We start from the raw sequence: 19602 nt of genomic DNA, 5'->3' as shown, positions 1-19602 counted from the left end.
CCATCGTCGCCTCGACGAGAGCCGGACATGCTGTCTTCGACAATCTGCTCTAGAATCTCTGGCGAAGGAGGACGAGCAGTCAGATTGCCACTGCCAAGGTCTTAAGAACGTTCTCACGATTGTCGTACGCATGAAGCTGTCCTTGACGCATCTCTTCAGGATTGCCCCGAGGCGTTGGCTTTGCAGGAGCCACTAGAATGAGGCCTGAAAGACCCTCCGGCCTCCGCGATGCGGCGAGCTACGCGACCTTGCCTCCCATCGAATGTCCAACCCGGACATATTGTTTGATTCCCAGCGCTTTGACGAGTGAGAGAGCTTCGTCCGCAAGATCTGCCAGTTTGTAGCCAGCTAAGGTCTTGTCGGACTTCCCCCAGCCACGCGCGTTATAGGCCACTGTCCTGAACTGTCCCTCAAGTTAGGCGGTAACCTCACGCCATGTGCGTGAAGAGACGAGCCAATTACGAGTGAAAGTTGCTTCATTGTTCTATGCATTCATTTTTCCTTGCCGACCGAACTGCGGTGCGGATGAGTTCGGCAGATGGAATGCCACTCCGTACCTCCGACATACATCAAACCAAAGTGTCGCCGGTTCGAAACCCCGGCTCAATATCGATGCCCACTGCCAGGGCTCTCAAAGTTAAGTGCTTCCTCAGCGGGGATGAGGAACGTCAATTTGTCGGTAGAATCTATTGACTGAATAAGTCCTAAGAATCTTCCTTCACGATCGACAAGGAGGTGCCGCTGGAGCCCAGCTCGATACCTGGCATTGAAACCGCAATGCGACTTAGGGATTCTCCCTGCGGGCCACGTTGCTCCATGACTCCGACAAACGTACCAAGCTGCAGCCTGAAGTTTCCATCGAGGTCATATAGTAACGCCACCACTGCGTCTCCAAGATCCGGCTTCGCGGGACTGAGATCGAGCGCGGCAAATGATTCTCCAGTATCGGTGGCGAGCATAGCCATATCGCTGACCGGGTCCGATTTCACAAGCTTTGCAGGCACCATTCGCCCACTTGGAGGAAGACGAGGCGACCCGCCTGATGTGTCCAACCTGCACCTTAGTATTGATCGATATTTTCGTCCAATAGATTTTATCGTCGCGCTTCTGTCGTAATCGAGTTGCCCGTGATCTAAGCAATGAAGATAGAGCGCCTGGAGATTTTGCCGACGCTTTTCGTCTTGCTCTTGGATCAAAGAGGAATCGAAGGAGGAACTCAATGAATGATCTCGGTTTGAATGATTCAGGTTTGAGGGAGAAGAAAAGATGTTGAACGGCAGGATAGTCATCTATGGGCGCGCGAATTCGGCCGCGGGTTACAAGATACGCGACTTCTTGACCCGTAACTGCACTGAGTATGACTGGGTCGAACTGAATACGGATGAGGAGGCCCGGAAGCTGGCAGGAATCTCAGGCGCCACAGACCCTCGACTTCCTGTCTGCGTTCTTAGTCAAAATACGAAACTCTATTGTCCTAGTCTGCGCGACCTGGCGATGGCTCTGGAGTGGTTCAAAGGACCTAAGTACGAGTGCTACGATCTGGCGATCTTTGGTGCGGGACCGGCGGGTCTGAGTGCCGCTCTGTATGGGGCCTCTGAAGGGCTACGCACGATAGTTGTCGAGAAGATCGCCGTCGGTGGGCAGGCTGGCAGCACCTCGAAGATTGAGAACTATATGGGGTTTCCGGATGGGATCAGCGGATGGGAGCTTGCAAGCAGGGCACGTCAACAGGCAATAAAACTGGGAGCAGAGATCATCGTAGGCCTCGAAGGAGTAGCAGGAGAGCATCAGGACGGCTGGCAGTTTAGCTGGTTCGCCAGTGGCGAGCAGATCGCTTCGAAGGCTACGATCTGCGCCACTGGCATCGAGTACTCACGACTTGGCCTTGAACGAGAGGATTATTTTCTGAATCGCGGTCTCTACTACGGTGCGGGCTCCAGCGAAGCTGAGATATGCAAGGGGCATGTGGTGATTGTGGGTGGTGGAAACTCTGCTGGGCAGGCTGCATTGAACTTCGCGCGGCAGACGCGGGTGACAATGCTCGTCCGAGGGGAGTGCTTGAAGGACACGCTTTCGACGTACCTGCTGGAGCGCATCGAAAACACCTCGTCGATTACGGTGCTGACAAGGACCAAGTTAACTAAGCTCGAAGGAGATGATGCGCTGGAGAGAATTATGTATCGCGATGAAGCTGGCAACACTGCATCCATCGAGACGAATAGCGTCTTCGTTTGTATTGGAGGCAAGCCTCGCCTCGACTGGGCAAAACCTGGGGTGCTCCATTGCGACCCAGCGGGCTACATTCTAACGGGCCCGGATCTGGACCGGTCGAGCCTGTCAGCGGAGATGTGGAGGGATGGTCGAGCGCCACTCTTCATGGAATCAAGCATTCCAGGCCTGTTTGCTGCCGGAGATGTCCGCCATAACTCTACGAAACGGTGCGCTGCAGCAGCGGGAGACGGTGCAGCCGCAGTTTCTATGGCTCATCAATTTCTGATCTCCGTGAAACACCAACCTCTAGGGCGATAGTGCGTAGTCTAATGACACATTAACTAACCAAGCCCTGAAATCCTTATACATCATGGGCATGATGATGATGTAGCAGTACTTTAACTCCGTGCTTCTAACTGCCTTCAGAAATCGGTCAGGCGAGGCGGGCTGGAGTTCCCACGGATTACGAGTGTAGGCGGCGTTGCTTCTTCCGACCAAATTCGCATTTCGAAACGGCAAGCATCGCAAACAGACCCGAGGGTTGAAGAAATTGTCGAAAGTATCCATAGTCAGAGTTTTTTCAATTTCGAACCGCGTCATTTCAATGGTTTAGAGCAGAGAAATATCCACAATAGTTGTCATTCTTAAGGCGCCACAATAGTGGCACGAATAGATATCTGGTGGCTCAAATAGATGTTCAGTGGCCCGAGTAGATGTGCGGGATCAAGCTGCAATCCGCCGCCTGTCACCGGCCCAAAGACCAGCATGCCGGAGGTCGAAGCCGAGACCGACACCAGCACATTGCCCGACGCCTGCGGCAGCGCCCGAAACGGACTGCCATAACCGCCAGTCGAATAAGTAACGCTGGAGGCCGTCACCACCGGCGTCGCCGCTCCTGAAGCCAACACCGTCACATTCGTGGTGCCCGCCGCGTTCAAGTACGAAGCCGTATTCGCAGGCGTGAAATTGGCCGTCAAGGTATCCGTTCCTGCCGTCAGCAGCCCCGCAGGCACGCTCACCACCGCCTGTCCGCCACTTACCAAAAAAGGAAACGAAGTGTAGTTTCCGCTGCTCAAAACCACCGAGCCCGCAGGCACCCCTGCACTCGACGCCACCGCAACCGAGACGCTCAGAGGCTGCGCGGTGCTGATGCTTCCTGAAGGCGACGCCGAGACTGTTACCGTCGGAGTCACCGCTTCCGTCATCGGTGGGGTTGTGCTGCCACCCGAGGAGGTTCCACTCGCGCAACCTGTTATGAGAGACAAACCGAGGGACACAGTTCCAAGCAGAAAAGCGCAGCGCCCCATTTTCGTCAGAAGATTATCTATGGCATTTCCGACCCGATTGTCACGAACTGCTTTAGGGGGAAGTGCACGCTGACCAACCAGAAGCCATGTCCAAGTCATAGGCGAGACACACGGCGAACAAACGCAGCAATCAAAAGCACGCATAGGACGGAGTGTGTAAATGAAGAACATAAAAGAGTCGTGTCGAGGGGGGCAGAAATGGCGCAGCAGACATCTCACGTTCGAAAAACCTCAGGGAACCGAAAATTGAAACGTAACACGCCTAAAGACAGGCCAAAGACAAGAAGTGGAAAACTGGGAGACGAACCCTAAAGTACACAACTCCCGCAAAAGTGCAAAGAGTCCGCGAACGATTTTTTGGGAAACAATTTTCACGCGTGATAATCCAAGGAAATATGTTACGGTCCACGGACATCACAGCTCTCTTCAACAATAGGTATTCCCAACAAGGGATAAACCCAACATTGCTGTCACCAGGGGCGATGGGGTAGTTTCCCAAAGCCCCGTAGCCGACGTTCCGCTCCGGATGGAAGGGAGCAAACAGGAGCAGCTCGTCCGCCTTTGTTTTGCTCCCTCATGACTGGCGCGGTTTAGAGATTCGGGTGTAGATCGCGCACAGGGCTAGCCTGCTCCAGAAGCGAAGCGATGTGAAGAATCGTGGACTCGGTTTGCCAGCTGCCGACGATTTGTACACCGATCGGCATTCCTTCCTTGCTCGTGCCGAACCGCATGGAAACGCCCGGCAGACCGGTAACGCTTAAGTGCGATGTGATATTCATGATGCCCATGGCGCCAATAGTCTGACCGTTGATCAGCAACTCTTCCTGGCCATGCTTAAAGGATGGAGTTGGAAGTACTGGGGTGAGCAATACGTCGTGCTTTTGGAAGTACTCGGCATAGCCATCCTTTAGCCGCTCCGCTCCCTGCACTGCATCGATGTAGTCCGCCGCCGGTGTATCGGGCAGCCCGAGCATGAATTTGGCCATGTAGGAGATCTCATCCTCGCTACGGCCGGCCGTAGCCTTCACGAATCCAGGCTTCATCTCCAGGACATGTAGACGGCTGAACACCTCGAGCCCAAAGTCGCGCTCAAGTGCAGGGATGCGTATGGACTCGACGGTGTGACCGAGGCCTCTGAGTGCTTCCGCGGCAGCTTGCACCGTTGAAGTAGTCTCCGGGTCGATCGGTCCAAAGCCGGGCTCTACAAGCCAGCCCACACGAAGAGGACGCTCGTTGGCAATACCAACTCCGGCATCAAATGGGACGGCGCTGCTGGAGTAGCCGTCCTGTCCGTCGGGCCCAGCGAGCTGCGAAAACGCCAACGACAGATCGCGAATACTCCGGGCCATCGGGCCCACATGCCAGAAGCGGCGCGGCTCACGCGGCCAGATGCCTGTCATGGGCACGCGTCCGTGGGTCGCTTTGAGCGACACAACGCCGGTGTGGGCAGCCGGACCACGGACGGAGATTGCAAGATCGGTAGCAAGACCAAGCGGAGACATGCCCGCCGCGATCGCCGCCGACTCACCACCGCTTGAGCCACCCGGCGTCAGGTCCAGATTCCAGGGATTCTTCGTCCGACCGGTGAGCAGGTTGTCGCTTTCAATCCCGTAGGAGAACTCAGGAAGGTTGGTCTTCGCAAGCAGAAGAGCCCCTGCTTTCTTCATGCGCGCGACGCTGGTCGCATCGGTCTCGGGCGTGCGTCCTTTGAAGATCGGCGATCCACGTTGGGTCAGTATCTTCGCGGTGTCGATCGAATCCTTCACAGTGAAGGGCACACCGTGAAGGGGGCCGAGTTCATCCCCCCGTAGTACCGCCGCTTCTGCATCTTTGGCGGACTTCAGGGCACCATCAGCAATCGTAACGATCGCATTCACCTTGGGGTTGACGGCCTCGATGCGATCAAGGTGTGCCTTCATGACTTCAACCGGAGAGACCTCGCGTGTGCGGATCAGTTCGGCCAGCTTCGTTGCGTCGGAATAAATCAGTTCAGTGCTCATTGTGTGCCCTCTCTACCTGCCGCTTGGTAGGTATATAGTTGAGATTCTACCTGCCACATGGTAGATTCAGAAATCGAGAGATTTTTTCAACTATTAGTGGAGGAGTGTGGTGAGTGCAAACGCTCGTGAAGACATCCTGGCCGCCGCGAAGCTTGTTGCTCAAGCTCACGGTTATGCAGGGTTGAACTTCCGTGATTTGGCTGAACAGGTCGGCATCAAAGCCGCAAGTATCTACTATCACTTCCCGAGCAAAGCCGAACTGGCTACGGCGGTGGCGAAGCGCTATTGGGAGGATGCTGCAGCTTATCTTGAGTCTCTGCTGCAGAACTCACCGAAGCCGCTGGATGCGCTGCGGCGTTATCCGGAGACCTTTCGCTGGGCTCTAGAGAACGACAATCGCATTTGCCTTTGCAGCTTTATGTCTGCGCAATTCGACGACCTGCCTGACGTAGTGAAGACGGAAGTTCAAGCTTTCACCGACGTCAACGTTGCTTGGCTAAGAAAGACATTGGTCGCCGCTAAGGTTGCTAGCCCCAAAGAAGCCGAGAAACGAGCACGTGCGATCTACTCTGGAATCGTTGGTGCTCAACTGATGGCAAGGAGCCGCGCAGATATCTCTCTCTACGACAGCCTGATTGACGGCTACCGTGCCGCAGGATTGCTTCCCGCGTGAAGGCACATTCGTACTGAGAAACGCGCTCGTGTTTAGTTATTGAATCGGAGTTCCCTAGAAGTCGGGTTTCGCATGTTCGATGGTTTAGGCGTTTCCGGGTCCACAGGACGTGGTCAGATCAGGCGCTGGAAGGGTAAGGTGCGGTACGCCAACAATCGCGTCGAAGCCTCGCATCAGCCGACGGGCCAACGGCACGGCCAATGCGCCGATTCAAATCTGCCAGGCACGCACAACGTTTTCTCTCCCTCCATGATGCCGTCCAAAATCTGTTCCGAGTGGGCCGACACTTATTGAGGTCTAGCAATCACCGGCTCCTGCGATCGCGATCATTCGCCGCGGCTTAAGCGAGCGCAAGACACGCAGCCTTCCCAGTTCAGGATGTCCCTCAACGTCTTAAGTTGACGATGCCCTCTGGATGAGTACTTTCACATCTGCGCGGCGGGATTATGGTGCGCCGCTTGCTCCTGCAGAGTGAACCTGACGGACTGCCGCAGTTTGTCGTGAAAGGAGCCCACGTTTTGCCACAATCGCCTACGCCCACGCTGCAATCAGAGATACCGACCGACGAGACCGCTGTCCGGCAGCCTGTGGAGCGTGTGCTTCAGCAGGCGATCGATCATCATCGGGCTGGCAGCCTCCTCAAAGCGGAGCGCTGCTATCGCGCCATACTCTCCCAATGGCCCGATCACGCGGATGCCAACCACAACCTCGGCGTTCTGACCATCGCGACCGGCCACGCCGCCGCGGCGCTGCAGTATTTCCAGGCAGCGATTCGGGCTGACCCCGGCCAGGGCCAGTTTTGGCTGAGCTGCATCGACGCCCTCATCCAAATCGGCCAGGCAGAAGCAGCACGACAGATGATGAATATTGGAGTGCGAAGCGGTTTGCGCGGCGACGCCGTCCACACGCTGCGCGACCGCCTGGAGCACATCGCGTCAGAGGCATCCGCCGGATCGGATGCAGCACCGATTGCCGCATTAGACGCTAAATCATCTGACGGGCCAGACCGAACACCTGCTGGTGGCAAGGGCGCAAGGGGACGGAGAGCCGCACAGTCCGCGAAGAACGGACAGAAAAAGGCCAGCTTCAATTCAGACGTTCCCGAACCGGCCGAGACCGCCTTGTTGCTCTCCCTCTTCGAGCAGGGCCGTGAGCAGGAGATGGAGAGCCTTGCTCGGTCGTTCACAGAGCGCTATCCGAAGTCCGGCTACGGCTGGAACATGCTTGGCGCGGTGCGGCAGCGAAAAAGCAACTTCTCCGATGCGGCGACCTGCTACCGGCGAGCCCTTGAGGCCGACCCCGATTGCGTCGAGGCCTGCTTCAATCTCGGGCGCATACTCCAGGAACACGGGGACCTCACAAAAGCCGAGGGCTGCTATCGGCGGGCGCTCGAACTCTATCCTGGCTTCCTCGCAGCCCACTACGGCCTCGGGGAAGTGTTCGATCTGCAGAGCCGCTTCGCGGAGTCGGAGGCGTGTTATCGACGGGTGATCGAGATTCAGTCCGACCTGGCGAAGGCGCACAACAATCTGGCGGTTGCACTCACGCGACAGGAAAGACCGGGGGAGTCGGAGGCCAGTAGCCGCCGGGCACTCGAACTGACCCCTCGTTTTGCGGAGGCCTTCTGCAATCTTGGAGCCGCGCTTCAGGATCAGGGGCGGCTGGCGGAGGCGGCAGACAGCTACCGCGGCGCGCTCGAGATCCGGCCCGATCTTCAGGTCGCACATCACGGCCTGCTCTTCTGTCTCAGCCACAGCGACGGGGTCGAGCCCGAGGCTCTCTTTGCTGAGCATCTTCGCTTCGCCGAACGCTTCGAGACCCCGCTGCGTTCCGCATGGCCGCGCCACCAAAACTCCCGTGAGCCCAACCGTCGTCTGCAAGTCGGCTTCGTCTCCGGCGACCTTCGCCAGCACGCTCTGGCCTACTTCATCGAGCCTCTGTTTTCACACTTGGCGGCCGATGACGGGCTGTCGCTCCACGTCTACTCCAATCACGCCGCCGAAGACACCGTCACCGATCGGCTGCGCGGCCACGTGCCCCATTGGAACCGGATCTTCGCCCTCTCCGACGTTGCTCTGGCCGCGAAGATCAGCGCCGACGGCATCGATATTCTGGTCGACCTGACCGGCCACACCGCCCGCAACCGCCTGTTGGCCTTTGCCCGCAAACCCGCGCCGGTGCAGTGTGGCTGGATCGGGTACCTCGGCACCAGCGGCCTCCGGAGCATCGACTACTACCTCGCCGACCGCGATTTTCTTCCACCCGGCGAGTTCGACCGCTACTTCACCGAGAAGATCGTCTACCTGCCGGCGGTCGCGCCCTTCCAGCCCAATCCGGACGCGCCTGCCGTCAATCCGCTCCCGGCGCTGGAGAGCGGCCACCTCACCTTCGGCAGCTTCAGTCGCCTCTCCAAGCTCAGCCGCCCCGTTATCTCTCTATGGTCGCAGCTGCTACGCGGCCTGCCGGAGTCGCAGATGCTCATCGCCGGAATGCCCCGCGACGGCCGCTATGAATCGCTCAGCGGCTGGTTCCATGACGAGGGCATCGCCTCCGAACGCCTACAGTTTCACCCGCGCTGCGACAGCCGGAGCTACTTTGCACTCCATCATCAGGTTGACCTCTGTCTGGACCCCTTCCCCTTTACCGGAGCCACGACCACCAGCCACGCCCTGTGGATGGGCGTGCCCACCCTGACCCTCACCGGCCAATCCGTGCCGGGGAGACTCGGCCCCGTTCTGCTTCACCACGCTGGTCTCGGAGACTTTGTCGCCCGCAGCCCGCAGGAGTTTGTGGAGAAAGGCATTTATTGGGCGCGGAATCTGGAATCGCTGGCCCGGCTCCGCGCAGGTCTGCGGGAACGCTTCCTCCAGTCGCCGATCGGCCAGCCAGCCATCGTCGCCCAGGGCCTCTCCGTCGCCTTTCGCCAGATGTGGCGAAGCTGGTGCGCCGCAGCGCTAGAACCGGAAACCGGGGTCCCATTGAACGAGGAAATCCGTTGAGCGCAGCTCCCTGAAAGTCGGGTTTCTATGAGCAGGTCACTGGCGTCAAGTGGTTTTTGTTTTTCCCTTCATAACGTCTTTGCCTTTGTTGTTGTTTGTTATGGTTGTTCCGCGTTTTTATTCTCCGCCGTGTTTCTATTCGCACTTTGAGTGAGCCGTTCCTGGCTCTGTGTCGGGTTGGGGTCGGAAGGAGAAGTCGATGCTGCCTGTTTTCGGCTTGCGTACCTTAGCCTGCAGCGGCGAAGATGGGACATCCGGTATTGGTGATTGGGGTTATAGGCTTGAGGTGCCGCGGTTGCGGTTCGATCAGTACGACGTCCGGTTCGCTCAGGAGAGTAAGGTGCGGTTTGCCGACTAACGCAGGAGTTGGTTACGGGTCCACGATAGCCGGTTAATCGCCCATGTGAAATGACGATTTGTAAACAAAAGCCGAGTAAGCCAGCGTAAGGCCCTTCTAACGCCGCGATTAGGGCGTGTTCCCCCTGCAAAGGGCTTCGATGATGAGGGCGAAGTTGAGGAATCCGAGGAAGAGGACATCGAGTTTCTGGAAGCGAGAGAAGGTCTGCGGAAGCCTTTGAGTCGATTTCGTTGCGCTTCTTGTAGAGAGCGCGGTCGTATTCCCCGGGCTCGATGCCGGAAAGCTTGCCGTTGTTGATGGATCGCGCCCACGAGGGGGGGACCAAAGCAGGCAACTGGCGCTTGGCATGGGCCCGGTCGTTCCGCCAAAGTCCAACCGCATCGGGCCGCAGTTCGGCCAGCAGAGAGCACCTTCGGGAACATCGTGCGCATGGCCGGGCACAGCGCGAAGGTCATGCCTTCGCGGCAACCAGATGAACCTTGGTGTTCCATCCGCCGCGCGACTTGCCCATGGCTTGAGATCCGTTTCCTTTAGAGCGCCGGTGCCGTCCGGATGCATCTTGATCCGCACGGTCTGCTCCGACTGCAACTGCCTAAGCGCACATTCCCACGCTGCACCGGCAAGCATTCTTGATCCGCTCATACTGCTCTTCTGTAATCTCCATCCTGTCTTGAGATCAACAAAAGATCCTTGCAAGAGTGTGACACGCCTTAGATTCGTCATTAGCTCTGCGACATTCGCGTGGTGCCACTGCGGTTCCATTCGCTAGATTGGAGAATGGCCTGTAATCTCCGTGGCCCTGCCGTTGATTTGTGAATAAACAAAGTAACAACGGTGTTTCATCTACAAACGAAAGAGAGCATATGAAAAGAAGCCGGTTGCGGTGGAAGTTTGTATTTGGATACATCTTCCTGATGATGGCCGACGTTATTATCCATTAACGAACGGTTTTTAATCGATTCGTTAGACCCCGTTTGGAAACGCTACGAACCATTCAAGTGGTGGCATCTGGTATCCGCAACTCCGTCCCATGGTTCCTGACGACTCTGATAGCGATACGTGCCTCGCACCATCCGAAGAACCCGGCAGGCATGTCGCTCGCTCGCCCGATACCGGTCGCGTAAATGATCGACCATCGGACGGCACCCCCGAGGGCTTCAGAACTTTTCTCAGCACATGCTGCAGCGTTGTCTTATCCAGGCTCAAATCTGCAACTAGTTGTTTCAACCGGCTGTTCTCTTCCTGCAGTTGCTTCATCTGCCGAGCCTGATCGGTCTCCATGCCAACGTACTGCTTCTTTCATCCACAAAAGATCTGCTCGCTGATCACAACCTTGCGAATCACCTCCGCCACAGGCACTCCCAGTTTTGCCTGCTTCAGTACGGGCACAATCTCTTCACCGAAAAGCTTCTTCTCATGCAAAATCTCCCTTGAGATTTTGCCGAAGACTAACATTTCTCCTGGCTCAAAATTACCGGGGCCGATCAAAAGAGGCCGCGAACGTGAAACGCAGGCGCGTAGGTTAGCGACTCTGAATTCCGGACTTAGATATCCGAGCGGAATGTCGAATTATCATCAGAACACCGCTATAGTTTTCCCATAGATCGCATCGGCATTCCCAGGCGACGCGTATATATATGTCTGGCGTCTGAGAACAACGCTACGACAATCCAAAAACCTGGTGCGGTAACTAGTAGATTGTGTAATCTTTTGCTTACGGAGTGACGTTTTTAGGTCGATCCCGTGGCCCTCTGCATTTCTGCCACTCGGAAAGAGGAATGGGCTTCGCTAAAAGTCAAAATATTGCGAACATTGGGAGGAATATGAAAGCTGGCCCTTGCACTTCCTCCTTCAAGAAGCACCGATCGAGTATCCTTCTCGTGTTCGTCAGCGCCCTTCTCTCTGCCTGCAATTCGAGTAGGGTACCTCCCAAGCCAAATGTTCAAATCACTCTAGTCCCCGCCGCCAATCCTGGAGGTCCGGTACAACTGGAATTCATTGAAGGACGGGCGAGCGGCGTGGAGCCCGGCCAACGAATCGTCCTTTACGCTCGCAGTGACATTTGGTGGATTCAACCTTTTGCGAATCAGCCTTTTACGGAAATTCAGCCCGACTCGACGTGGAGGAATTCGACCCACCTCGGCACTGATTATGCAGCCTTGCTAGTTGAGCCCGGCTTTCACCCTGCTACAAAGCTTCCGACTTTGCCCGCAGAAGGCAACGGCGTGATTGCCATCGCTACTTCGAAAGGTAAGTTTGTTGCACCTATCGTTCCTAAGGTCATTCACTTTAGTGGATATGACTGGAGGGTGCGTAACGCTGCAAGCGACCGAGGAGGGGAACCCAACTCCTATGATCCCTCAAATGTGTGGATCGATAAGAACGGCTATCTGCACCTTCGTATGGAAGAGCATGACGGCGTATGGACATGTGCGGAGGTGAGCTTAACCCGCAGTCTGGGTTATGGTTCGTACATCTTTGTCGTTCAAGATATTGGTCATTTGGGCCCGTCTGCTGCTCTAGGATTGTATACAAATGACGACTTTCGAACGGATGACATTCGCAGTGAACTTGACATCGAATTGAGCCGTTGGGGAATCGCAGACAATAAGAATGCACAATATGTTGTCCAACCTTTTTATATCCCTGAAAACGTCTCTCGATTCATGGCCCCCGCCGGAGTGCTGACCCATATGTTACGTTGGGAGTCCGAGCGCGCTTCCTTCAAGACGGTTCGCGGATCGATGGTCGGCCCAGGGTCAACCATCAGTGAACATATCTTTACCTCAGGGATTCCGATTCCCGCCAAAGAAACGGCTCACATGGGTTTGTACAGTTATCGACACTCGAAGAGCTCATCTCAACAACCGGTCGAGGTTGTGATTGAAAAATTCGAATTCCTACCGTGAAAATATGGTGCAGAGGCATCGGCTATTTAAAAGACTTATAACTGGAATCGCGCTCTTGTGTCTCGTGAATGCTGCTTTTGGATTAGACCCTGCCCGAAAAATCTCACAATACGTACATGACAAATGGGGAGAGGACAAAGGGTTCCTTGGAGGAAAAATCTACGCCATTCGTCAATCGGCCGATGGTTATCTGTGGATTGGAACCGAAAGAGGTCTGGTCCGTTTCGACGGGTCCAATTTCACCCTGATTAAGCGGCCTCTTCCGAACTCGCCTTTGATTAATCGCGTCCGCGGTCTTGTTACCGACGCCAGCGGGAAACTCTGGATTCGTCTCGAGGGCCCCCGCATGCTTCTTTATCGTGACGGGAGGTTCGAGGATCCATATGCGCGGTTCGATCTCCAGGACATCACCTTCACAGCGGCCATTTCCGACTATGAGGGCGGCGTCATTCTCTCCGGACTAGGGGACCGGACATTCCGATACCAGAATGGACGCATGGAGACGATAGTCAGCGCAGAGCAAAGTCCCGGCAATGTCATTTCACTTGCTGCAACGCGAGACCAGAGTATTTGGCTCGGCACACAAGACAACGGTCTGTTTCGCCTGAGCCAAGGGCACATTTCAAGGGTTGCCCAAGAACTCAAAGATTCTAAGATTAATGCCCTTTTGCCCGCGGAGAGCGGCGGCTTGTGGATTGGAAGCGACGATGGGATTCATTTGTGGGAGGGCGGCGTACTGGCCACGCTCAATCTGCCTTCTTCTCTTAAGCAACTCCAGATCCTGACGATGGCCAGAGACAGTGCCGCGAACATCTGGGTTGGAACGAACCATGGCATCGTGCGCATCACTCCATCCGGCGCTGTTTCGCTCGACCAACTCAACCCAAAACCTGGGTTCGAGGTAACAGCAATCTATGAAGACCTTGACGGAGATATTTGGTTCGGCGGCTCGCGAGGAATCGAGCGACTGCGAAATGGAACGCTCACGACGTATTCGACTTCTGACGGTCTTCCTTCAAGCGGTATTGGATCAGTCTATGCCGACTCTACGGATCGGATTTGGTTCGCGCCGCTCTCCGGTGGTCTCTACTGGATGAAGGAAGGGCAAGTTGGCCATATAACTGTCGATGGACTGGAGCACGATGTTGTGTATTCCATCAGCGGGGGCAATGGTGAAGTATGCGTTGGGAGGCAACATGGCGGTCTCACGGTGCTGACCGGAAAAGGCGATTCATTTACAGCCCGGACCTATACACAGGCGGATGGCCTTGCGCAGAACAGTGTTTATTCCGTGCACCGTGATCGCGATGGGACGATCTGGGCTGGGACTGTGAGCGCTGGCGTAAGTAGACTGAATGGCGGGAAATTTACCAACTATTCGGACTCCAGCGGACTCCCGTCAAATGGTGTTAATTCCATAGTCGAAGGTTTCGATGGGACAACATGGGTGGCTACTCCAAGCGGTCTGGCTTCGTTCGCGAATGGACATTGGAAAAATCGCACAGCTAGTGATGGCTTACCCTCGTCAATCGTAAGAACGATTTTTCAAGATACAAAGCATGTTCTCTGGATCGTAACCTCCGACGGTCTGGTGTACCTATCCTCTGGAAAGATCAGAGTTCCAGTAAGGCTGCCGGAGGCATTACGGGAACAAATTCTGGGAGTTGCAGAGGATGGGATGGGTTCGTTGTGGTTCATCACTTCCGATCATGTACTTCGGGTGAACCACGATCGGCTTCTGAGCGATTCGCTTTCTGAAACAGATGTTCAAAGCTACGGAATCGACGACGGCCTTCCGGGAGTGGATGGCGCGGGTCGCGACCGCCCTGTAGTGGCAGATCGTGAAGGCCGCATCTGGATCTCAGGCAAGTCGGGCTTGTCCATGGCCGATCCGATCGTTATCTCCAAAAATTCGACTCCAGTCACGGTGCGAATCGAATCTATGTCGGCCGGCGGAAGTCCGGTGAATGCGCAGAACTCCATCAAGATTCCCTCTGGAGTTCAGACCATTACCTTGAACTACGGGAGCACGAACTTGGCTGTGCCGGAGCGCATCCGTTTTCGCTATAAGCTCGATGGCTCCGATCAAGGTTGGAGCGACTCCGTTGCGTCTAGGCAGGTTGTCTATAAAAATCTGGGTCCTGGTACATATCTTTTCCGTATTGTTGCTTCGAACAATGTCGGCCTGTGGAATGGCCCGGAGACGTCAGTACCTTTCGTCATCGAACCCGCGTACTGGCAAACGTGGTGGTTCCGAATTGCTTGTCTTGCAGGATGTTGCCTGATGATTCTTGCCGTTCATCGTTTGCGTATTCATCACTTGACGAAACGATTGAATGTTGGTTTCCAAGAGCGGATCGCTGAGCGTACGCGGATTGCGCAGGAGTTGCACGACACGCTGCTGCAAGGTGTTTTGAGCGCCTCTCTCCAGCTTGATGTAGCGGAAGATCAACTCCCAGAGGATTCTCCTACCAAACCCCTCTTGAAACGGATTCTGCAGTTGATGGGTACAGTCACGGAGGAAGGTAGAAATGCGCTGCGCGGGCTACGCACAACGGAGTCGCCCGACCAGAACCTTGAGACGGCCTTCTCCCGACTGCGGCAGGAGTTCCCCCTCGACGGAAACACTAACTACCGCGTTATCGTTGACAGTGTTACGCGTCCTTTGCGGCCGCTAATCCGCGATGAAGTCTACCGCATTGGCCGCGAGGCTCTATTGAATGCATTTATGCATGCGCATGCGAACCGTATCGAAGTCGAAGTAGAATATGCGAGCAGACATCTTAGAGTATTGGTGCGCGACGATGGCCGTGGAATCGATTCTCGGGTGCTACATTCAGGTCTTGAGGGGCACTGGGGACTCGTCGGCATCCGAGAGCGCTCGAAAAGAATTGGCGCTAATTTAAGACTTCGGAGCCGTATTGGCGCAGGAACTGAAGTGGACCTGACCGTTCCAGGCTCGATCGCATTCGAAAAAGGTTCGAATGACCCTATATCGCGGTGGTTCCGTTGGCTCAGCCGAGAGAGGCTCGAGACGCCGAAGCATGAAAAAGAGAAACGAGTACATAAATGAGCGCGCCCCCCAGAATTCGAGTCTTCTGCGTTGACGATCATCCTCTCATGAGGGAAGGCATTGCGACCGTCATCAGAAATGAACCCGACATGCAATTGGTTGCGGAGGCGTCAACTGGACACGATGCCATCCGGGGATTTCGTGAACATCGGCCTGACGTGACACTTATGGATGTCCGGATGCCGGATATGGGGGGCATCGACGCATTGCACTCCATTCGCACAGAGTTCGCGAATGCCCGTGTGATCATGCTCACGACGTTTGAAGGAGACGCCGAGATTAAACGCGCTCTGGAGGCGGGAGCGCAAGGCTACATGCTCAAAAACATGCCCCGAAAACAGCTCGTAGATATGATCCGCAAGGTGCATGCGGGGCAGAAACAGATCCCTACCGAGGTCGCAGTTCAGCTCATTGAGCATCTTGGGGCTGAAACGTTGAGCAAGCGAGAGGTTGAGGTCCTTCAGAAGGTCGCCGGAGGAAATCGAAACAGCGACATCGCAGCACTCCTTTTCATCTCTGAGGAAACAGTAAAGGGACATATTAAGCACATCATGGAAAAACTCGGTGCAAGCGATCGCACCGAGGCCGTCGCTATCGGAATTAGACGCGGAATAATACATCTCTAGCTAAACCCACACTCCAGAAAGAAAGTACGAAGAGTCTGCGAGTAGTCCAAGAAAAGCACTCGATCTGGGGGTCCAATTCGCGGCGAAAGAAGCTAGTCTCTTTGCTGGCACGTTTTGTGTCCCGAGGAGGCATCCGCTGCAAAGACTCTTTTCCAGCTTCCCGGAGGGTTGGCCAGGCATCGGTCTCATCTTTCTGCGGCTTACAGTTGCTGTCAATGCAATCATTTTCGGAATTGACGCGCTCGATGGACCCAACAGTCACTCGATTAGCGTTTGGGCAGTTGGATCGCTCGCAATCGCTGTTGGATCGGCGATTTTCGTCGGCTTTCTTACACCTGCTGCAAATGCCGCGGCGACAGTTGGTTATCTCATGACGGGAGGTTCTTCATTTTTGATGACTAAAGCCAACAACCACCACATCAGTGCGTTAGCTGCCTTCAATCTGGCTGCGATATCCGCCGCGCTTGTCTTGCTTGGCCCGGGCGCCTTTTCACTTGATGCGCGGCTCTTCGGTCGTCGCGAAATCATTATTCCTGAGGGCCGCGTTCACCTCGTCCATGATTCCAACGAAGATTCCGCACTTCATTGAGATTGCACGCAACAGTTGTGCATACCCTTGGGGCATTAAATCCTCCCTCAATAGTGGTGTCGGATGCGGACCAGTTACTAGCGTTGAAAATACCTTCCTTTGCGGGATGCAATCATCCGAGTCTTCCTTCATAGTCACTTCAACAGGATCGAGCACGGAAGACGGATCAGAGACTTACGAATCACTAATTCTCTGAATCGGAGGAAGCTTCAATGGGAGGTTCGGTTTTTGCGATGTTCCATTTGGGCTATCTTTCTTGTTTCCTCACCATCCTAGCGACAATCTTGCTCGCGCGAAAATCCTGGATCGGACTCCTTGTCGCAATTGTCAACAGCTTGATCGTCTGTGCAATCGGATTGCGAACGTCACAGCTTGGCTTTATCCGGCAAACTTGTTTTGCATCTGCGTATACGCGTTCAGCATGCGGCCGTGGTTCAAGGAACAAATACACACAAATCGAGATCAGGCGCCGAGACAGGATAGTGGTTCGGTCGCGGACGGCCCTCGGATGAGCCCTGCTATGCAGCATCCTACCGCTGCTGCTGGTATAAGACGCTTCCCAAATGATCTCGGCAAATCTATTGGAATAAACACGGCGGTAGACGGGTTTACTTATCTCGACCCCACGCAGTTACATGATTACTTTGCAGCCGATCTGCCTGTTGAGCCGGCTGCCTTTATGGTCTCGAACGGTGGCCTGTCGTACGAGCCGGAAGCCACACAATTGAAGTAGTAGGCGCCAGTCCTTCGATCTACGTTTTCAGATCATAGGGGTAACAGTGAGAACACACCGTAGGAAAACAAAGGTTCAGGCCGCGGCAATATCCTCACGTTTGAAAAGGGTGTTGATTTGGATGAGAGCCTCATCAGCAGTGACGGTTCTTGGCCTTTGAAACGCGCTGCGGAATTACAAAGCTAGGAGTGACAACCATGGTAACTTCATTCGCATCTGTATCATTTACCCCATCACCGCGAAGCGCATCATGGTGCTTCCTGCTGCTCGAGCACTTGGATGAATTCGCGACGCTGGCATGGTATCTCGTAGCAGATGGCAAGCTCGTCGAAGATACGCTCGTGCGCACGATAGCGAAGCTTTATATGACTGCATTTGAATCTTCCATTCCCGCACTCGCTTACAGTCAAGCTAAAGATGTTCTCATCGCGCAGGCGATTGCTGTACTGTCGGACGCGCGCAGAGAGGAAAATGAGAACCGTTTTTTTCGGCCGGAGCCCTTTGGCAGTTTGCCCGATCACCCCCGCCTGGCATTCATGCTGAGATTGATAATCCGTTCATCTGAAGCCGAGGTTGCAAAGTTTCTCGGCGTATCACCATCTGAGGTGAAAGGACTTGTCAAACATGCGATTGATCGTCTCAGCGTTGTTCCGCCTATCTCAGAAGCGACAGGTTGTTATGACGCATAGGTATCTTTAGTCTGGGAGAATCGCCAGAAATAGTACAAAGACCCGCGAATTTCATGGTGGCCCAGCCACGGATAAGATTGCGCGAGCTTGTATTTGTAGCCGATTTGCTTGTTGAATCGGCCGTCTTTATGACACGAAACGCAGGTATTCAACGCAGCTAGCAATTTTAAAGCAGTCATGACTACGCCTGCGTGGAGGAGCAAGCCGAATTAGATGGTTGTAGCGAAAAAAGATAGAACGGTCGACCCGACCTTGAACGGTGGCCGCACGCGCCGGGAGCCTCACAATGGAAGTCGCAGGCGCCAGTCCTTCGATACCTATGTCACTAGAACGCAGGGGGAACAGTGAGAACGCATCGTAGAAAAACAAAGAGTTCGGATCTCGGCAATGAGAAAGACGTTGATCTGGACCTGCGAGACGACCCTCAGTGGCGTGCACCAAGCCAACCGATAGAGGCAGAGAGGATGTCGGCAATCGGTAGGATGGCGTGTTCGATATCACACGATATGCGCCACGCGCTCGCGGCGATCTACGCGAACGCCGAGTTCCTCGAGCGCCACGATATCTGTGCGAGTGTGCGGGCCGATCTGCTGCTCGAAATTCAAGAAGCAGTGCTCGAGATGACAGAGCGCATTGATTCACTACTGCAATTCGGTAGTAGCGGACGGAAAAGCCCGCTTGTCCATGAGCGCGTTTCTCTGGTTGTTGATAGAGCCGTTGCGGCAGTGAAGTTTCATCCAGATGGGCGGAACGTGTCCATCACAGTCGGCAAGTTCCCGCCGGCGGAAGCAGACATCGATACGAGGAATCTTGAAAGTGCCATCTATAATTTGCTGCTCAATGCCTGTCAGGCTGCGACACACTCGACTCGCGTGCCTGAGGTGAAGGTCCACCTTACGGAGGTCGATGAACGGATCTACGTCACAATTGTGGACAATGGCCTCGGTATACCTGCCTCTGTCCGGAGGACGTTGTTCGAGCCGTTCGTGACCGCAGGAAAACCGAACGGAACAGGCCTTGGGCTCACCCTCGCTCGTCGAGTGGCTGAAGAGCACGGTGGCAGCGTCCGCCTCGAGAAATCAAATCGAGAAACGACAGTATTCACGCTGACCCTAACGAAAAACAGATCTTTAATTTTAGAAGACCTAAGAGTAGTAGAGCCGGCTTCGAGATCTGTGGCAATGGATCTGCGAACTGCTCATAGATAGGCGCTCCTGAAATGTCTGGAGGCAGAAATATCCAACATTCAGGAGGCGGCTCTATGCCATTGTTTACCGTAATGATGAAGTCCAACGGATCAACCAACGAGAAAGACCTCCTTTCCAGAGCCATCCATGCTGCAAAACATTGCTGTTGGATATCCAAAGGACGACCTTTTCCAAATTTTCCTTTCGTTGGGAACAAGCAACTTCAGAGTTGATCTGTCCCATCCCAA

Annotated in this window: 16 protein-coding genes and 1 pseudogene; 12 read left to right on the top strand and 5 right to left on the bottom strand. The window is 54.9% G+C overall.

Going from position 1 to position 19602, the window contains the following annotated elements:
* Nucleotides 1-238: 238 nt before the first annotated feature.
* Both RBB77_RS18140 and RBB77_RS18135 read right to left on the bottom strand, forming a co-directional pair.
* Nucleotides 239-394, bottom strand: a complete 156-nt coding sequence (locus RBB77_RS18140) for an alpha/beta fold hydrolase (RefSeq protein WP_353063132.1) — start codon at nt 392-394, stop codon at nt 239-241.
* 310 nt (nt 395-704) lie between these two features.
* On the bottom strand, nt 705-989 hold the full coding sequence (locus RBB77_RS18135) for a hypothetical protein (RefSeq protein WP_353063131.1): 285 nt from the start codon (nt 987-989) through the stop codon (nt 705-707).
* Nucleotides 990-1266: 277 nt separating this feature from the next.
* Here RBB77_RS18135 and RBB77_RS18130 point away from each other — a divergent pair, with 277 nt between their 5' ends.
* The gene (locus RBB77_RS18130) at nt 1267-2529 is read left to right on the top strand and encodes an NAD(P)/FAD-dependent oxidoreductase (RefSeq protein WP_353063130.1); all 1263 of its coding nucleotides are present in this window, start codon (nt 1267-1269) and stop codon (nt 2527-2529) included.
* 326 nt (nt 2530-2855) lie between these two features.
* Here RBB77_RS18130 and RBB77_RS18125 read toward each other — a convergent pair whose 3' ends face one another.
* Both RBB77_RS18125 and RBB77_RS18120 read right to left on the bottom strand, forming a co-directional pair.
* Nucleotides 2856-3476, bottom strand: coding sequence for a hypothetical protein (locus RBB77_RS18125; RefSeq protein ID WP_353063129.1), 621 nt, complete (start codon nt 3474-3476; stop codon nt 2856-2858).
* A 632-nt stretch (nt 3477-4108) separates the two neighbouring features.
* A complete protein-coding gene (locus RBB77_RS18120) occupies nt 4109-5518 on the bottom strand; it encodes an amidase (protein ID WP_353063128.1) in 1410 nt (469 codons plus the stop codon).
* Nucleotides 5519-5627: 109 nt separating this feature from the next.
* On the opposite strand from RBB77_RS18120, the gene RBB77_RS18115 reads away from it, so the two are divergent.
* The 4 genes and pseudogenes from RBB77_RS18115 to RBB77_RS23740 all read left to right on the top strand — a co-directional run.
* Nucleotides 5628-6191 carry a TetR/AcrR family transcriptional regulator gene (locus RBB77_RS18115; RefSeq protein ID WP_353063127.1) on the top strand — a complete coding sequence of 188 codons (564 nt, stop codon included), beginning with the start codon at nt 5628-5630 and terminating at the stop codon, nt 6189-6191.
* A gap of 518 nt (nt 6192-6709) precedes the next feature.
* Complete coding sequence (locus RBB77_RS18105) at nt 6710-9190, top strand: tetratricopeptide repeat protein (protein WP_353063126.1); 2481 nt, start codon at nt 6710-6712, stop codon at nt 9188-9190.
* Nucleotides 9191-9389: 199 nt separating this feature from the next.
* Nucleotides 9390-9548, top strand: coding sequence for a hypothetical protein (locus tag RBB77_RS18100; RefSeq protein ID WP_353063125.1), 159 nt, complete (start codon nt 9390-9392; stop codon nt 9546-9548).
* A 266-nt stretch (nt 9549-9814) separates the two neighbouring features.
* Nucleotides 9815-9936 (top strand): annotated as a pseudogene (locus RBB77_RS23740) (IS5-like element ISCARN85 family transposase); the annotation flags it as partial.
* Between the two features lie 911 nt (nt 9937-10847).
* Here the strand turns inward: RBB77_RS23740 and RBB77_RS18090 are convergent.
* Nucleotides 10848-11003: a hypothetical protein gene (locus RBB77_RS18090; protein ID WP_353063124.1), complete on the bottom strand. Its 156-nt coding sequence runs from the start codon at nt 11001-11003 to the stop codon at nt 10848-10850.
* A gap of 323 nt (nt 11004-11326) precedes the next feature.
* Here RBB77_RS18090 and RBB77_RS18085 point away from each other — a divergent pair, with 323 nt between their 5' ends.
* From RBB77_RS18085 to RBB77_RS18055, 7 genes are all read left to right on the top strand, one after another.
* Nucleotides 11327-12457, top strand: coding sequence for a glycoside hydrolase family 16 protein (locus RBB77_RS18085; RefSeq protein WP_353063123.1), 1131 nt, complete (start codon nt 11327-11329; stop codon nt 12455-12457).
* Nucleotides 12458-12461: 4 nt separating this feature from the next.
* Nucleotides 12462-15530: a sensor histidine kinase gene (locus RBB77_RS18080; RefSeq protein WP_353067661.1), complete on the top strand. Its 3069-nt coding sequence runs from the start codon at nt 12462-12464 to the stop codon at nt 15528-15530.
* The gene (locus RBB77_RS18075) at nt 15527-16156 is read left to right on the top strand and encodes a response regulator transcription factor (protein WP_353063122.1); all 630 of its coding nucleotides are present in this window, start codon (nt 15527-15529) and stop codon (nt 16154-16156) included. Before RBB77_RS18080 ends, RBB77_RS18075 begins: the two co-directional genes overlap by 4 nt.
* A gap of 394 nt (nt 16157-16550) precedes the next feature.
* Entirely contained in the window at nt 16551-16745 is a 195-nt protein-coding gene (locus RBB77_RS18070) for a hypothetical protein (protein ID WP_353063121.1), read from the top strand.
* A 520-nt stretch (nt 16746-17265) separates the two neighbouring features.
* On the top strand, nt 17266-17478 hold the full coding sequence (locus RBB77_RS18065; RefSeq protein WP_353063120.1) for a hypothetical protein: 213 nt from the start codon (nt 17266-17268) through the stop codon (nt 17476-17478).
* A gap of 197 nt (nt 17479-17675) precedes the next feature.
* Nucleotides 17676-18167, top strand: a complete 492-nt coding sequence (locus RBB77_RS18060) for a hypothetical protein (protein ID WP_353063119.1) — start codon at nt 17676-17678, stop codon at nt 18165-18167.
* Between the two features lie 344 nt (nt 18168-18511).
* Nucleotides 18512-19375 (top strand): sensor histidine kinase, encoded by an 864-nt coding sequence (locus RBB77_RS18055; RefSeq protein WP_353063118.1) that lies wholly within the window; start codon nt 18512-18514, stop codon nt 19373-19375.
* Nucleotides 19376-19602: the final 227 nt, after the last annotated feature.

The organism is Tunturibacter psychrotolerans, assembly GCF_040359615.1.
Classification (GTDB): Bacteria; Acidobacteriota; Terriglobia; order Terriglobales; family Acidobacteriaceae; genus Edaphobacter; species Edaphobacter psychrotolerans.
The sequence above is the reverse complement of the archived record's forward strand: the minus strand, read 5'-3'. Positions and strand labels throughout refer to the sequence as shown.

Excerpts from the sequence above, each read along its gene's own strand:
- RBB77_RS18130 (WP_353063130.1), top strand. The coding sequence starts at position 1,267 with ATGTTGAACGGCAGGATAGTCATCTATGGGCGCGCGAATTCGGCCGCG.
- RBB77_RS18120 (WP_353063128.1), bottom strand. The coding sequence starts at position 5,518 with ATGAGCACTGAACTGATTTATTCCGACGCAACGAAGCTGGCCGAACTG.
- RBB77_RS18100 (WP_353063125.1), top strand. The coding sequence starts at position 9,390 with ATGCTGCCTGTTTTCGGCTTGCGTACCTTAGCCTGCAGCGGCGAAGAT.
- RBB77_RS18090 (WP_353063124.1), bottom strand. The coding sequence starts at position 11,003 with ATGTTAGTCTTCGGCAAAATCTCAAGGGAGATTTTGCATGAGAAGAAG.
- RBB77_RS18085 (WP_353063123.1), top strand. The coding sequence starts at position 11,327 with ATGGGCTTCGCTAAAAGTCAAAATATTGCGAACATTGGGAGGAATATG.
- RBB77_RS18080 (WP_353067661.1), top strand. The coding sequence starts at position 12,462 with ATGGTGCAGAGGCATCGGCTATTTAAAAGACTTATAACTGGAATCGCG.
- RBB77_RS18075 (WP_353063122.1), top strand. The coding sequence starts at position 15,527 with ATGAGCGCGCCCCCCAGAATTCGAGTCTTCTGCGTTGACGATCATCCT.
- RBB77_RS18070 (WP_353063121.1), top strand. The coding sequence starts at position 16,551 with ATGACTAAAGCCAACAACCACCACATCAGTGCGTTAGCTGCCTTCAAT.
- RBB77_RS18065 (WP_353063120.1), top strand. The coding sequence starts at position 17,266 with ATGCAGCATCCTACCGCTGCTGCTGGTATAAGACGCTTCCCAAATGAT.
- RBB77_RS18060 (WP_353063119.1), top strand. The coding sequence starts at position 17,676 with ATGGTAACTTCATTCGCATCTGTATCATTTACCCCATCACCGCGAAGC.